Here is a 15,249-nt window from a genome sequence, read left to right as displayed (position 1 = left end):
CTGTGAACTGATGGACCGAGGTCGAAAGGTGTTGATCGGTGGAGCGACCGAGCTGGGCACCCGCGGATGTGGACCTCGACCAACCGAGCGTGGCCCGCGTCTATGACTACTACCTCGGCGGGTCACACAATTTCGCCGCCGACCGGGCGTTCGCCGAGCAGATCCTCAAGGTCATGCCCGCCGTCGCGCCGCTGACCCGCAGCAACCGGGCGTTCCTGCGCCGCGCCGTCACCATGCTGGCCGGACTGGGCATCCAGCAGTTCATCGACCTCGGCTCCGGCATCCCGACGGTGGGCAACGTGCACGAGCTCGTGCCCGGCGGCAAGGTCGTCTACGTCGACCACGACCCGGTGGCGGTGGCGCACAGCCGCGCGATCCTCGCCGACGTGCCGGGCACCGCCGTGGTCGCCGCCGACCTGCGGGCCCCGGCCGACGTGCTCGCCGCGCCGCAGGTGCAGGGCCTGCTCGACTTCACCCAGCCGATCGCGTTCCTCCTCGCCGCGGTGCTGCACTTCGTCCCCGACGAGGAGCGCCCGGCCGACATCGTCGCCGGCTACGCGGCCGCCGGCGTGCCCGGCAGCCACATCGTGCTGTCCCACGCCGGTCTCGACCGGCCGCTCACCCCCGCAGAGGAAGCGGCCAAGGAGATGTATCGCAAGTCCCCCACGCCGCTGATCCTGCGCAGCAGCCAGGAGGTCGCGAAGCTGCTGGGCGACCTGACGATCCTGGAGCCGGGGGTCGTCGCGACCTACGACTGGCGCCCGGACCCCGGCGCCGAGACCGCACCCGACGGCGACGCGATCGGCTGCGCCGCCGTCGCCCGCAAGGACTAGTGCACCCACGGATCATGACCGCCCTCAGCCCCACGCAGACGTCATGGGACCGCCCGCGTGACCGAGCCGCCGAGCGGCTGGCCCGCAGCTGGTCGCTGGCCATCGCCGGCACCAGCTACGTGTCGATGAACGGGCTCGAGGTGCAGGACTTCCTGACCGCCCTGTCGTCGCGGCTGATCCACGCGCTGACCGCCGAGACGTTCGACCCCGACGACGTGCGCGAGGTCGGCTCCACGCTCGTCGCCACGCACTTCACCGAGCCGACCACGCTCGAGCGGACCGTCGCCGTGCTCGCCGAGCAGTTCGCGAAGGCACCGACCCGCCGGGTCGCGGAGATCCAGGGCGCGCTCGCCGCCGGCTACGCCCAGGCGCTGCGCGACCGGGTCCTCGACGAGCAGGAGGAGATCCGCACCGCGGCGCTGTGGGCGCGGGCCCGCGCCGAGGAGAGCCGCCGCGTCAGCGAGGCGCGGTTCCGGGCGATCTTCGCCGGGGCCGCCATCGGGATGAGCGTCAGCACCGTCGACGGCCAGGTCATCGAGGTCAACCAGGCGCTGTGCGACATGCTCGGCTACAGCTCCGACGAGCTGCGGCTGATGACGTTCGAGGACTTCGTGCACCCGCAGGACCCGCCGGTCGCCGCCGGCATGTTCGAGGAGCTGCTCGCCGGCGGGCGGGACCAGTTCCGCATCGAGAAGCCGTACCTGCACAGGGACGGCCACCAGGTCTGGACCGACCTCGTCGCCTCGATCATCCGCGACGAGGACGGCGAGCCGAAGTGGCTGGTCGCGATGTTCGAGGACATCACCGAGCGGTACCTGCTCCAGCTGCGCCTGCGCCACCAGGCCCTGCACGACCCGCTGACCCAGCTGCCCAACCGGACGATGTTCTTCGACCGCCTCGCGGAGCTGCTCGCCGGCGCGGAGGAGGAGGCCGACTCCCGTGTCGGGGTCTGCTACCTCGACGTCGACGGGTTCAAGGTCATCAACGACACCCTCGGCCACGACGTCGGCGACCAGCTGCTGCAGACCGTCGCCCGGCGGCTCGCCCGCTCCATCTCCGGCGACGGCCAGCTGGTCGCCCGGATGGGCGGCGACGAGTTCGTGGTGCTCATCGAGCGCTCCGACGGCACCGACGACGTGGTCGCGGTCGCCGAGCGGGCCCTGGACACCGTCCGGGCGCCGGTCCACGTCGGCGGGCACGAGATCAGCATCTCGGCCAGCATCGGCGTGGTCGAGCAGCCGCTGCGCGGCACGAGCACCGGTGAGCTGATGAAGGCCGCCGACACGACCCTCTACTGGGCGAAGGCCGACGGGCGCAACCGGCTCGCGCTCTTCGACGCCGAGCGGCACGCCCGCGAGGTGACCCGCTACGAGCTGTCGGCCAGCATGCCGGCCGCGCTCGAACGGCGCGAGTTCTTCGTGGAGTACCAGCCGCTGGTCCGCCTCGGCGACGCGGTCACCATCGGCGTCGAGGCCCTGGTCAGGTGGCGCCATCCGCGCTTCGGGGTGCTCGGCCCGGACGCGTTCATCGGCATGGCCGAGGAGACCGGCCTGATCGTGCCGCTCGGCCGGTGGGTGCTGCACGAGGCGTGCAAGCAGGCCGCCCTGTGGCACCGGGAGCACGGCGCGAAGGCACCGCTGATGAGCGTCAACCTGGCGGTCCGCCAGATGCGCGACCGCACCATCGTGCGGGACGTGAAGGCGATCCTGGAGCAGACCGGGCTGGCCCCGGACCGGCTGCAGCTGGAGCTGACCGAGAGCGCCGTCATGGGCAGCGGCGGCGAGCCGACGGAGGCGCTCAACGCCCTGGCCGCGCTCGGGCCGCGGATCGCGATCGACGACTTCGGCACCGGCTACAGCAACTTCGCCTACCTGCGGCACCTGCCCGTGCACAGCCTGAAACTGGCCGGTTCGTTCGTCGCCGGGCTGCGGCCGCCGGAGGGCGCCGACCCGGTCGACCAGAAGATCATCGCCGCGGTGATCGGGCTCGCGCACGCGCTGAACCTGAGCGTCACAGCCGAGGGCGTCGAGACGGCCGAACAGGCCGACCGGCTGCTGGCCCTCGGTTGTGACACGGCGCAGGGTTGGTACTACGCGAGCTCCGGCCCCGCGTCAGCGATCAAGCTCTAGCTCTAGTTCGCCGCGTACGGGTTGACGTCCTCGTTCATGTCGACCATCAGCTGCGACCAGAGGTCCGCCTCGTGCGAGTCGGCGCCGATCAGGTCGTAGGACCCGTCGGTGAAGCCCGGATCGAACTGGAACTCCGGTAGGTCGGTCTCGTCGACGTACTGCGACTCGTCGCTCACGTCGCCGAAGCTCGGCTGCTCGTCGTGATAGTCGCCCAGAACGTCGCCGTCCAGGGTGGCGTGCTCGCCCTCCTGGCCGCCGGCGTCGAACGCGTCGTGGTGCTCGGCGAACTGCTGGTCGGAGGAGAGCAGGTCAGCGCCACCGTCATGGTCGACGTGGAGGCCGTCCTCCATCTCCCAGTCGATGTCAAAGTCGCTCATGGCCCGCTCCCGGTTGGTTGGTTACCTGGGCAACGGTAGGCCGATCCCCCGTTCGGCTGATCCCCGAAACGTGCCACGAGCGGTTTCGGATGCCATGGCAAGCCCTTTTCAGGGCTGCAGCCACCAGGGGCTGGAGTAGGCGAGGCCGAAGTCGTTGCAGGGGTGACCGTTGGGGCCGGGGCTCGGGTTGGGCTGGGTGGGATCGGAGATACGCAGCACCACCCAGTTGCCGGCGGCGACGTCCAGCGGCACCGTGAAGCGCACGACCTGGTTGGCGACCGTGTCGATGACGTCGGCCACCGTGGGCGCGGCCACCCCGGGGCGCAGCACCTGCACGCGGATCGGCTTTCCGTCCCAGTCCGGCCCGCGGTCGAGGTCCAGGGCGAAGCGCACGTCGCCCCTGGCGAGGGGCAGCACGCCGCCCATCCGCACGTCGTTGGCGGTGGCGTCGACGCGCAGGCCGGAGACCCGGGTGGCGAAGAACCGCCGGGACCGCATCGCTTCCAGGACACCGGCGCGGGTGTTCTGCGTCACCCACAGCCCGGTGCGGCCCTTGCCCTCGGGGAAGCCCCAGTCGGTGCCGTGCTCGTCGGACACACCGCTGATGCCGGTCCGCCAGCCGGCGTTGAGGCACGCGTTGAACGCGGAGGTGCGCCCCTCCGACCAGCCGTCGAAGAGGTAGTCGTCGCCGCGGTTGAACATCTCCAGGCTGACCATCGCGTCCTGGGCGGCGGCGGAGTAGGAGAAGTTGCCGAAGCGGGCGATCTCGCGGCCCGGATGGTTGAAGCTGGCCACCCCGCCGTTGCCGGCGATCCAGTTGTACAGGCCGCCCATGTTGCTGGAGCCGCCGAGATCGGTGAAGCCGTTGGTGAACCAGACGTTGACGTGGCCGAGCAGCGGGTGCGACCACTCGAAGCCGCGGATCGCGGTGTAGTTGCCGGGGTCGTCGGCCGCGTTGGCGAGGGCGCCGGTGCGGTCCCACTCCGACTTCGACAGGCCGCTGATGCCGAACAGGGTGGTGTGGTCGGTGAGCGCCGCGACGTCCAGCCCGGCCGAGCGCATCGAGGCGAAGGCCAGGTTGGGGTCGCCGTCGCCGTCGGACATGACGGTGTGGTTGTGCAGGTCGGCGTGGACCAGCGCGGTGCCGGCGGTGATCGCCGACGCGCGGGCGGCGCCCGTCAGCGCGGCGGGGCCGGCGCCGACCGTGGCGGCGGTGCCGGTCTCCGCGCGGGTGGTCCGGCCCTCACCGGCGTGCGCGGTGCCGGGCGCGGCGAGCAGCAGCAGACCGCCGGCGCCCGCGGCGAGCAGGCCCCGGCGGTCGAACCCGTGGGGGTGGCTGTGGTCTTCGGTCATGCCCCACAGCACACGCCACCCATCGCAACACGTCGATACATGGTGATGTCCGGCAGACGAACTCCGACCGGTCAGCGGGTGCGGCGGTCCAGCCAGCCGTCGCCGTTGAGGTCCTCGTACCGCTGGTCCATCACGCCGTCGTCGTTGGTGTCGAGCTCGGAGGAGTTGATGAGGCCGTCACGGTCCGTGTCGTGCCCGACGAAGTCGGCCCGGCCGTCACCGTCGGCGTCCACCACGATGTCGACGCCGCCGTCGGCCCGGTTCACGTAGGTGTGCTGGTCCCACTTCCCGTCGCCGTCCCAGTCGACCCTGGTGTGGTAGCCGTCGGTGGGCGCCTGCCCGACACCGCCGCCGGCGCCGTGCTGCAGCGCGCCGGCCAGGCCACCGGTGAGGCCGCGGCCGCCCTCGGCGCCGGGCGGCGGCGCGACCGGGGAGCCCCCGCGGGCGGCCTCGAGCCCGTCCAGGGCGCCGCCGATGCCGTGCCGGCCACTGCCGGCCCCGCCGTCGGCCGCCCCGAGCCCGGCCGCGCCACCGGCCGGTCCGAAGCCGGCCGAGCCGTCGCCGGCGGTGCTGGAGCGGTACACGGTGCCCTGGCTGCTGGAGTGGACCTCCGTGACGTGGCTCGTGCCGCCGTGCGCCTGCGCGGCGTAGGGGTCGGCCTCGGCGAGTCCGGCGCCGCCGGACGCCTGCGGGTCGGGTGCCTCGGCGAGGCCCGCGCTGCCCTCGCCGCCGCCGTGCCCCGCGGACGCGTAGACACGCGGCCCGCCGTCCGGCGCCTCGGCCAGACCGGCGCTGCCCGACCCGGCGGCCGGCGCCTCATCGAGCCCCGCGCTGCCGCTCTGGGCGTCCGCGGCCCCTGCGGACGCATACGCTCCGCCGGATCCGGCGTGCGCCTCGACCCCGCCGGCGGAGGCGTGTGCGCCGTGCCCGACGGCGTCGTGGAGGTGCCCGGCGAGGCCACCCTGGTGGGAGTCCGGTTCGACGGCGGCGTGCCGCCCGCCGGACTGCTCCAGCGCACCCAGCCCCCGGGCCGCGCTCTGCCCCGGACCGGAACCGTGCCCGGCGGTGTCGCCCAGGCCCTGGCCGTGGCCGTGGACGACGTCGCCGAGGCCCGAGCCGATCGAGGACAACAGGCCGAACATGCTGGCCTTGCTCGTGCGCTGCTCGACCCGGGACTGCCCGGCGTCCCCTCCGCCGACCTGCGCCTGGAGCAGCTCCAGTTCATCGGCGGACAGCCGGTACCCGGCGAGCGCACCCGCCGGGTCGGCGGCCAGGCGGGCCTGGAAGCCGGGGTCGGTCAGCAGTCGCTCCAGTACGTCGTCGAAGTCGCTCATCGGAACAGTCCCCCAGGTTGGCGTCGGTCAGTCGAGCTCGGGCATCGGCACGGGCTGTGGACGCGGACGGCAGGTGCCGCACTGCACGGCGTCCTCCACGACCAGGCCCTCGGCCCGGCCGCGGCTCTGCGAACGGTGCACCTCCAGCAGGTACGGGCCGAACTTCGCGTGGTCCTCACACAACCCACGCGCGCAGAACCGGCACGACCCCCGCGCCGCCTTGGCGCAGAACCAACAAAGCACGTTCGAGCTCCCTTAACCGACGATGCATTGCGAGTAGTAGATGACCGAGATCGTTGCGGAGCCGACGTTGCCGGCGGGGTCCGTCGCTGTCGCGGTGACGACGATGGTCGTGTCGGCCCGGAGGTTCACCCCACCGTAACTGGCGGAGAACGTCTTGCCGTCGCCGTTGTACTTGGCCGAACCGCTGCCCACCCTGGCGCTGATCGAGACCTTCAGCGTCGAGGTGGGGTCGACGGAGTCGACCGCGTACACCGTCAGCGGCACCGTGCTCGGGCCGCCGTACTTGCATCCGGGCGGATAGATGTAGTTCTGCTGGGTCGAGAAGGTCAGCCGGACCGTCGGCTTGGTGGTGTCCCGCGGCGGCGGCGCTGTGGTGGTGGTCGGTGGCGGAGGGCCGGCGGTCGTCCGGGTCGGACCAGGGGTCTTCGTCTTCGTCGGGGTGGTGCCCGGCGTGGCGGACGCGGACGGCGAGGCGCTGTCCGAGACCGACGGCGACGCGGACGGCGACTCCGACGGCGTGTCCGACGGTGACGGCTGCACGGTCGGCGTCCCGCCGGGCTTCGGCAGCGCGACCCCGTCGCCGCAGGTCAGGTCCGCCGACGGGTCCACCGAGACGGCCGAGCCGCCCTGGGTGACCACGCCGGAGGCGACCTCCGGCGACCCGTTGCCCGCGGCCAGGGCGAACCTGGCCCGCCCGTCGTTGCCGACGGTGTCGCCGACGCCGGTCACGGTGAGCTTCAACGGATCGAACGCCGTCGTCGTGCTCGTCGTGTCGACCAGGGTCCGGCCGGAGCGCAGGGTGAAGGCGCCGGTGGGCTGGATCGGGCGGCGGTCGACCGAGCTGACCAGCTCGCCGACGTCGAGGCGGGAGCCCGCGCACAGGACCGTGACGCTGCCGCCGCGGAAGGTCATCGTGGCCGTCGAGCGGTCCGCGACGGTGACGGTGTCGCCCTGCTCGACGTACATCTTGCCGTCCCGGCGCAGCGTGCGGTCCTCGCCGTTGATCCGGACCGTGGCCTGGCCGCGGGTGACGGTGATGAGGGCCCGGTCGGTCGGCATCTCCGCCCACACGGGCGCGGAGAAGAGGTTGCTGCCGGTCAGGAGGAGCGCGAACAGCAGCAGCAGCACCAGCAGCCACCACAGTTTGCGTTCGAAGCGTTTGTCGATGGACTCGTCGGTCTTGTCGTAGACGCCGGGCGGCGCCGCGAGGGGCGGGTACGCCGCCGGCGGGTGGGCCCCCGAGGACGGCGCGCGACCCCCGGCGACCGGGCCGCTCACCGCGGGACCACCGATGAGCAGCGGCAGCCCGGCGACGGCGGGCAGCACCCAGACCCGGGCCGCGGAACGGGCGGTGGCGACCTGGCCGGGCGGGCTGTCGCCGTACGGTCCGATCATCGCGCCGCGGCCGAGCTGGACACCCTCGGGCAGCAGCAGCGAACCGGAGGCGACCACGATCGCGTCGGCGCCGCTGCTCAGGTGCACCGGCTGCCCCGGCATCAGCTGCGCGGGCTGGGCGCGGGTCATGAGCCCGAGGCGGTCCTCCGGGCCGAGGCTGGACAGCGCCGGCGCCTCCGCCAGCAGCGCCTCGAGCTCGGCCCACTCCACCGGCGGCGGGCCGGACAGCGGGCCGACGGCGGCGGCGACCGTCGACGGCGGGATGGCCAGGAGGGTCGTGCCGGCGGTCAGCCAGCCGAGCGCGGCCGGCGCGCCGGTGAGCGCGTTGGCGAGGCCGACGACGCCGCCCTTGCCGACGCGTTCCCGCACGGTGCCGGTCGGGTCGCCGGGACGGCGGGCTTCCAGAGCGCCGTCGACGACGACGTACACCGACTGCTGCGCGGCACCGGCGAAGACCAGCTGCTCACCCGTGCGGGGGTGCACCCACCGGGCCTGCTCGGCCAGCTTGGCCAGCGCGGCCGGTGGCAGGTCGGCGAGGCCCGAGCCGCGCAGGGCGGCGAGCCGGCGCGGCTCGTCCCGGGACAGCTTGCGCTCCCCGAGGCGGTCCCGGACCCGCCGGCCGCGCCGGCGCAGCCAGGAGAACAGCAGGTACACCAGCGGGGCGAGCAGCCCGGCGACGATGACGGCGAGCAGCGCCCGCGCCAGCCAGCCGGCGTTCCACAGGCCGGTGACGACGCCCGCCACCCGGTCGGTGTAGATCCGGTAGATCAGGTTCACGGCGATCGCGAGCCAGACGACGGCGAGCATGCCGTAGAGGGCGACGAGGCGGCCCTCCCGGTCGAGTTCGCCGAAGCGGGGCGGGCGCCGGCGCAGGCGGGCGAGGACCCAGGCCAGGCCGCGGGCCCGCAGGTTGGGCACCTCGAGCCAGTCCATGAGCAGGTAGTAGCCGTCGAGGGCCATGAACGGGTTCAGGTTGAACAGCGCGTTGAGGTACCACGCGAAGGCGAGCTTGAACGTCCACGGCTGCAGCTCGGGGTAGAACAGCCCGACCAGCTGGCAGGCGCCGGCGAGGACCAGGCCGGTGGCCGGTCCGGCGACGGTGGTCACGATCCGGGCCCGCCGGCCGGCCATCCACACGTCGGTGGTGTCGACGAACACCGACGGGATCCCGAAGTACACCAGGAAACCGGCGACCGGAACCTTGCGGCCGGCGTGTTTGGCCCCCAGCGCGTGGCCGAGCTCATGGCAGGCCAGCGCGACCACGTTGAGGCCGAGCAGCACCAGGGCACCGGTGAAGTACGAGTCCTGGGTCAGGAACACCGACTGGTCGGCCCGGAACCAGTTGAAGACGAACACGCCGAGCCCGGCGAGGGCGACCAGACCCGCGAGCACGGCGACGATCCGGGTGAAGAACAGCCGGCCGCCGGCCTTGTACAGGAACGTGACGACCGGGTCGACGCGGGCGATGACGACCCGGCGGCCCTGTGCGGTCGCGAGGAGCGCCTTGCCGAGCCGGATCGGCCACGGCCGCCGGTGCACCCGTTGCAGCCGGTGGAACGCGTCGACGGGCAGCTCGTCGAGCATGCGGTTGCCGGCGAGGTCGGCGACGATCCGGGTGACCTGGTCGGGCGCGAGCCGCCCGGAGATACGGGCGAAGTCGGCGACCAGCCGCGCGACGGTGCGGCTGCCGTCCATGAGCTGCGCCAGGCTCCACTCGTCGGGCGTGAGTCGCAGGTAGCAGGCCTCGCCGCGGTCGGGCGAGCGCACCATCACGTAGTCGACGCCGCGGGCCGACGTCAGGGTGACCGCCTCGACCTCCGCGCGGAGGACCGGACGGGCACGAGCAGGGTTGAGCCGGTCCGTGACGGCCTGCCACAGACCTGAGTCGGCTGGGGCAATAGGGACCCCAGGGGCGCGCCCGGCGAGGGCCTCCCAGACACTGATGCGCGTCTCGATGACGGCCACGATCGCTCCTGTTAGGGCCACTGTTCCGGCAGGCAGCGTAAGCCGCAACCGCCACCTCGGGAAGGTTCCGTCCCGAACGTGACAACTCTTCGGCGAAGATGGCACCGTGTACATCCTCGCCATCGACCAGGGCACGACCTCCTCCCGTGCGATCGTGTTCGACGCCGACGGCGCCATCGTGGCGCTTGACCAGCGCGAACACCACCAGAGCTTCCCCCGCCCCGGCTGGGTCGAGCACGACCCCGTCGAGATCTGGCACCAGGTCCAGGCCGTGTCGACCCGCGCGCTGGACCAGGCGGGCCTCTCCCGCGCCGATGTCGCCGCCATCGGCATCACCAACCAGCGCGAGACCACGATCCTGTGGGACGCCGAGACCGGCGAGCCGGTGCACCCGGCGATCGTCTGGCAGGACACCCGCACCGACGCCCTCATCCGCTCCCTCGCCGGCGACGCCGGCCCCGACCGGTTCCGTGAACGGTGCGGGCTGCCCCTGGCCACGTACTTCGCCGCGCCGAAGGTCGTCTGGCTGCTGGACAACGTGCCGGGCCTGCGCGCCCGCGCCGAGGCCGGCGAGATCCACTTCGGCACCGTCGACACGTGGCTCATCGAGAAGCTCACCGGCCGGCACGTCACGGACGTCACCAACGCCAGCCGCACGATGCTGATGAACCTGACGACCCTCGACTGGGACGACGAGTTGCTGTCCGCGTTCGGCATCCCCCGTGCGATGCTGCCGCAGATCGGCCCCTCGTCACACGTCTACGGCGAGGCGACGACGCTGTTGCACGGTGTACCGGTGGCGAGCGCGCTCGGTGACCAGCAGGCGGCCCTGTTCGGCCAGGCGTGCTTCGCCCCGGGCGAGGCGAAGTGCACCTACGGCACCGGCTCCTTCCTGCTCCTCAACACCGGGCACCAGCCGGTGCCGAGCACGCGCGGCCTGCTGACCACGGTCGGTTACCGCATCGGCGACGCCCCGCCGGTGTACGCCCTCGAAGGCTCCATCGCGATCACCGGCTCCCTCATCCAGTGGCTGCGCGACAACCTGGGCCTCATCCACTCGGCGCCGGAGATCAACGAGCTGGCCGCCACCGTCACCGACAACGGCGGCTGCTACATCGTGCCGGCGTTCTCGGGCCTGTTCGCCCCGCACTGGCGCCCGGACGCGCGGGGCGTCATCACCGGCCTCACCGGCTACGTCACCAAGGGTCACCTCGCCCGGGCCGCCCTGGAGGCCACCGCCTGGCAGGTCAAGGACGTCGTCGACGCGATGATGGCCGAGTCCGCCGTCCCCCTGGAGACCCTCAAGGTCGACGGCGGGATGACGGCGAGTGACCTGCTCATGGGGTTTCAGGCCGATGTACTGGACGTGCCCGTGGTCCGCCCGACGGTGGCGGAGACGACGGCGCTCGGTGCGGCGTACGCGGCCGGGCTCGCCGTCGGCTTCTGGCCCGACACCGAGACCCTGCGCGAGAAGTGGCGCGCCGACCAGCAGTGGTCGCCGGCCATGACCGCCGAGGCCCGCGACCGCGGCCACGCCTCCTGGTTGAAGGCGGTCGAGCGGTCGTTCGGCTGGGCCTGAGCGGCCCTTGCAGCCGGAAACAGAGATCCGGTGGGCGCCCCGCCAGGCGCACCACCGGATCTCTTTTTCTGGAGGGGAAACCAGTCTCCGGTCAGCTCAGCAGGCGCTGGGCGACGGTCTTTGCGGTGTTGCTGCTGATGGCGAACCCGACGCCGATGTTGCCGGCGGTCTCGCCCGAGGTCGCGATGGCGGTGTTGATGCCGACCAGCTGACCCGCGGTGTTGACCAGCGCGCCGCCGGAGTTGCCGGGGTTGATCGCGGCGTCGGTCTGGATCGCGCCGCCGATCTTCGCGGCGGAGGACTGACCGTCCTCGCCCTCGTCGATCGTGCGGTTGACGGCGCTGACGATGCCGGCGGTGACCGACCCGTCGAGCCCGAGCGGGCTGCCGACGGCGAGCACCGTGTCGCCGACCTTCACGGTGGAGCTGTCACCGAACGCGAGCGGCGTGTACGTCCCGCCACCCACGATCTTGATCACGGCGAGGTCGCTGGAGGGCTCGGTGCCGATGATCTTCGCCTGGACGCTCTGCCCGCTGGAGAACGTGACCTGCACCGTGGTCCCGCGGGCCGTCGCGACCACGTGGTTGTTGGTGAGGATCGCCCCGTCGGCGGTGATGACGACCCCGGACCCGACGGCGTTGCCGGTGCTGATCGACACCACGCTGGGCAGCACCTGCGCCGCCACGTCGGACAGCGTCGTCGTCGCGCCGGAGCCGGACGAGTTGGTGGCGCCCACCACCGTGTTGGACTTGTCGGGCCGCAGCTCCAGGGCCGCCAGCCCGCCGCCGAACGCCGACACCGCCGATAGCCCGATCGCCGCGACGACCCCCGCCACGGCGAGGCCGACCCGGCTGCGCCTGCGCACGGGCGGCGCCACGAACACCGAACCCGGCTGCTGGGGCTGCTGCGCCCACTGCGGCGGCCGGTGCATGTGCGGCACGTGCGGCGGCAGCTGCGCCGTCGGCAGGTGCGGCTGGTCCAGCCCGGCGCCGGCCGCGGCGGCCCAGACCCGCGGGTCTGGTCCGCCCCCGGGCTGCGGCTGGCCGTAACCGGCGGGGTGCATCCCGCCGTGCAGCGGCCCGGTGGGGTGGGGGTTTCCGGTCTGTGCCGCGGGATGCGGAGGTCCGGCCTGCGGAGCTGCGTGCTGCGACGCGGGCCAGGTGTGGACGGGGGCGGGGCTGCTGAAGTCTTGTGCGGCGGCCGTGCCGGGCTGCACGACGGGCCGGGTGTCCTGGGCGGCCGGCATCGCGTGCGGCGCGGCGGCGGACCGGAGGTCGTCCGCGGCGGGCATGCCGTGCTGCGCGGCGGCGGACCGGAGGTCGTCCGCGGCGGGCATGGCGTGCTGCGCGGGCCGGGTGTCCAGCGGCTGGGGAGCGGCCGGTGTGGCGTGCTGCGCGGCGGGCCAGGCGGTGGCGGGCTCGGCCCGCACGTCGCCGGCGCGGGCGGCGGTGACCGGAGCGGCCGGGTTCGTCGGCCATGCGTGCGGCGCCTCGTGCCCCACCGGCCCGGCCGGCATCATGGCGGCCAGCGGCATGGCGGTCGGCTGTGCGGCCGGCAGGGTGGCGTCAGCGGAGGCCGGCGCGGAGGCCGCCGGAGAGACCGGCTGGGCAGCCGGCGCGGTGGCGTCAGCCGGCGGGGAGGCCGGGGCGGTGCCCGGCGGCGTGACCGGCGGGGTGGCCGGCTGGGCGGGAGGCGTCGTGCTGTCGGCCGGCGTGGTGCCCGGCTGTGCGGCCGGGCTCGACGCCCGACCCTGCTCGTCGGCTGGGTTCGGCGCCCATCCCTGCTGTTCGCTCATGACTTGAGCTTGGCGACGGCACCTTGCAAACCACTGGCCGTGCCCTGGGAACCGGCTGTGAGAGGGAGGCGCACCTGGAAGGTGGCGCCGCCGCCCGGGGTGACGAAGACGGAGACGGTGCCGCTGTGCACGGCGACGAGGGCGGCGACGATCGCCAGGCCGAGGCCGCTGCCGCTGTGCGCGCCGCCCGCCTGGCGGCGGGTGCGGGCCTTGTCGACGCGGTAGAAGCGCTCGAAGACCCGGGCGGCCTGCTCGTCGGTGAGGCCGGGGCCGTGGTCGGCGACCTCGATGAGGGCGTCGGTGCCGTCCCGGCGCAGGCGCACCGCGACGGGGGTGCCGGCGGGCGTGTGGGTCAGCGCGTTGGTCACGAGGTTGCCGACGACCTGGCGCAGGCGGGACTCGTCGCCGTTGACCTCGATCGGCTCGTCGCGCTCGATCTCGAGCTCCACCGGGCGGTCGGGCGCGACGGCGCGGGCGGCCGCCACCGCGTCGCTGGCGATGACGCGCAGGTCCATGTCGGCGAGGGCCAGGGGGCGTTCCTGGTCGAGGCGGGCGAGCATGAGGAGGTCCTCGACGAGCAGGCCCATGCGCGCGGCCTCGTCCTCGATGCGCCGCAGCAGCGCCTCGGTCTCGCCGGGCTGGCGGGCGGCGCCCTGGCGGTACAGCTCGGCGAAGCCCCGGATCGTGGTCAGCGGGGTGCGCAGCTCGTGGGAGGCGTCGGCGATGAACTGCCGCATGCGGTCCTCGGACGCCTCGCGCAGCCTGAAGGAGCCCTCGATCTGGGCGAGCATGGCGTTCAACGCGGCGGCGAGGTGGCCCATCTCCGTCTCGGGTGGGCTCTCCGGGACACGTCTGGTGAGGTCGCCGGCGGCGATGGCGGCGGCGGTGCGCTCGATCTCGCGCAGCGGTTGCAGGCTGGCCCGGACGATGGCGACGCCGACGGCGGCGAGGACGACGAGGACGCCGGCACCGACGAACAACTCCGCGGCGACGAGCTCGTCGACGGCGCTGTCGACCATCGACAGGCTCTCCGCGACGAGCAGGAGCGTCGCCTGGCGCTCGATGATCAGGATCCGCCAGCGCTCATGGGTCTTCGTGGTCGTCGCGGTGTACGGCGTGCCCAGCCGCGACGAGAGGACCTCGACGGAGTCCGGGATGGGTGGCGCGTCGTTCTCGGACCGGGTGCCGACGACGCCCGACACGTACTTGCCGGCGCGCACCTGCGTGACCCAGGCGATGTAGTAGTTGCTCGGCAGGATCGAGTCGTTGCTGGTGGCGGTGGCCAGCCGGCTGAGGTCGACGGTCTCGGCCATGGCACGCAGCTGCTGGTCGACCTTGTCGAACATGCTGCTCTTCATGACCAGCGCGCTGGCGATGCCGATGACCAGCAGCGCCATGGTGACGAGCGTGAGGACCGCCGCGATGAGTTTGACCCGCAGCGGGACGTCGGCGATGAACCGCACCATCCACGGCCTCAGACTGGCAGGCGCAGGACGTAACCCACGCCGCGCAGGGTGTGGATCAGGCGCGGTTCGGCGATGTCGACCTTGCGCCGCAGGTAGGAGATGTAGGACTCGACGATGCTGTCGTCGCCCCGGAAGTCGTAGTTCCACACGAAGTCGAGGATCTGCGCCTTGGACAGCACCCGGCCGGCGTTGAGCATCAGGTATCGCAGGAGCTTGAACTCGGTGGGCGACAGGGCGATCGTCTGCCCGGCGCGGGACACCTCGTGGGTCTCCTCGTCGAGCTCCAGGTCCTGGAAGACCAGCCGGTTGGGGCCCGGGTCGCCGGCGGTGCGGCGCAGCACGGCGCGGATCCGCGCGGTGAGCTCCTCCAGGCTGAACGGCTTGGTCACGTAGTCGTCGCCGCCGAGGGTCAGGCCGCGGACCTTGTCCTCGGTGCCGTCGCGGGCCGTGAGGAACACGACGGGCAGCCGGACGCCACCCTCGCGAAGCCGCCGGATGACCTCGAAGCCGTCCAGGTCGGGCAGCATCACGTCGAGGACGACCAGGTCGGGCTTGCTGTCGCGGGCCGCGGTGACCGCCTCGGCACCGGTGGTCACCGCGTCAACCGCAAAACCGGCGAAACGCAGGCTGGCCGAGAGGAGCTCGCGGATGTTCGGATCGTCCTCGACCACGAGCAGTCTCGCCTCAGCCTGCGCAACGCCTGGCGACGGAGCACCCCCGGATTGTGCGACGCCGCCTCGTACCCCCATGCGCATATCTTTCCGCCTCCTGCTGGAGTGG

At 73.0% G+C, this 15,249-nt stretch carries 11 protein-coding genes; 3 read left to right on the top strand and 8 right to left on the bottom strand.

The genetic code is table 11. From position 1 onward, the window contains the following. The first annotated feature begins 38 nt into the window (after positions 1-38). Both ACFPIJ_RS37775 and ACFPIJ_RS37770 read left to right on the top strand, forming a co-directional pair. Positions 39-833 carry an SAM-dependent methyltransferase gene (locus ACFPIJ_RS37775; RefSeq protein ID WP_380122627.1) on the top strand — a complete coding sequence of 265 codons (795 nt, stop codon included), beginning with the start codon at positions 39-41 and terminating at the stop codon, positions 831-833. 14 nt (positions 834-847) lie between these two features. Continuing rightward, positions 848-2,962 carry a putative bifunctional diguanylate cyclase/phosphodiesterase gene (locus ACFPIJ_RS37770; protein ID WP_380122625.1) on the top strand — a complete coding sequence of 705 codons (2,115 nt, stop codon included), beginning with the start codon at positions 848-850 and terminating at the stop codon, positions 2,960-2,962. A gap of 2 nt (positions 2,963-2,964) precedes the next feature. On the opposite strand, the gene ACFPIJ_RS37765 is transcribed toward ACFPIJ_RS37770, so the two are convergent. The 5 genes from ACFPIJ_RS37765 to ACFPIJ_RS37745 all read right to left on the bottom strand — a co-directional run bounded on the left by ACFPIJ_RS37765 (position 2,965) and on the right by ACFPIJ_RS37745 (position 9,629). Next, positions 2,965-3,339: a hypothetical protein gene (locus tag ACFPIJ_RS37765; protein ID WP_380122624.1), complete on the bottom strand. Its 375-nt coding sequence runs from the start codon at positions 3,337-3,339 to the stop codon at positions 2,965-2,967. A gap of 108 nt (positions 3,340-3,447) precedes the next feature. Next, positions 3,448-4,692, bottom strand: a complete 1,245-nt coding sequence (locus tag ACFPIJ_RS37760; protein WP_380122622.1) for a CehA/McbA family metallohydrolase — start codon at positions 4,690-4,692, stop codon at positions 3,448-3,450. Positions 4,693-4,763: 71 nt separating this feature from the next. Beyond that, a complete protein-coding gene (locus tag ACFPIJ_RS37755) occupies positions 4,764-6,026 on the bottom strand; it encodes a hypothetical protein (RefSeq protein ID WP_380122620.1) in 1,263 nt (420 codons plus the stop codon). A gap of 27 nt (positions 6,027-6,053) precedes the next feature. Then, positions 6,054-6,269 carry a hypothetical protein gene (locus tag ACFPIJ_RS37750; RefSeq protein ID WP_033358663.1) on the bottom strand — a complete coding sequence of 72 codons (216 nt, stop codon included), beginning with the start codon at positions 6,267-6,269 and terminating at the stop codon, positions 6,054-6,056. 12 nt (positions 6,270-6,281) lie between these two features. Beyond that, the gene (locus ACFPIJ_RS37745; protein ID WP_380122618.1) at positions 6,282-9,629 is read right to left on the bottom strand and encodes a cyclic nucleotide-binding protein; all 3,348 of its coding nucleotides are present in this window, start codon (positions 9,627-9,629) and stop codon (positions 6,282-6,284) included. A 106-nt stretch (positions 9,630-9,735) separates the two neighbouring features. Here ACFPIJ_RS37745 and glpK point away from each other — a divergent pair, with 106 nt between their 5' ends. Continuing rightward, positions 9,736-11,208, top strand: coding sequence for a glycerol kinase GlpK (gene glpK / locus ACFPIJ_RS37740; protein WP_380122616.1), 1,473 nt, complete (start codon positions 9,736-9,738; stop codon positions 11,206-11,208). A 91-nt stretch (positions 11,209-11,299) separates the two neighbouring features. Here glpK and ACFPIJ_RS37735 read toward each other — a convergent pair whose 3' ends face one another. From ACFPIJ_RS37735 to ACFPIJ_RS37725, 3 genes are read right to left on the bottom strand one after another with little or no spacing between them, the layout of a single operon-like run. Continuing rightward, the gene (locus tag ACFPIJ_RS37735) at positions 11,300-13,003 is read right to left on the bottom strand and encodes a S1C family serine protease (RefSeq protein ID WP_380122614.1); all 1,704 of its coding nucleotides are present in this window, start codon (positions 13,001-13,003) and stop codon (positions 11,300-11,302) included. Further along, positions 13,000-14,469: a sensor histidine kinase gene (locus ACFPIJ_RS37730; protein WP_380122613.1), complete on the bottom strand. Its 1,470-nt coding sequence runs from the start codon at positions 14,467-14,469 to the stop codon at positions 13,000-13,002. Before ACFPIJ_RS37730 ends, ACFPIJ_RS37735 begins: the two co-directional genes overlap by 4 nt. 8 nt (positions 14,470-14,477) lie before the next feature. Continuing rightward, a complete protein-coding gene (locus ACFPIJ_RS37725) occupies positions 14,478-15,218 on the bottom strand; it encodes a response regulator transcription factor (RefSeq protein ID WP_203847927.1) in 741 nt (246 codons plus the stop codon). Between the last annotated feature and the right edge of the window lie 31 nt (positions 15,219-15,249).

The sequence above is a fragment of the Dactylosporangium cerinum genome (assembly GCF_042653625.1).
Lineage (GTDB): Bacteria > Actinomycetota > Actinomycetes > Mycobacteriales > Micromonosporaceae > Dactylosporangium > Dactylosporangium cerinum.
This window is presented reverse-complemented; position numbering and strand designations above follow the sequence as displayed.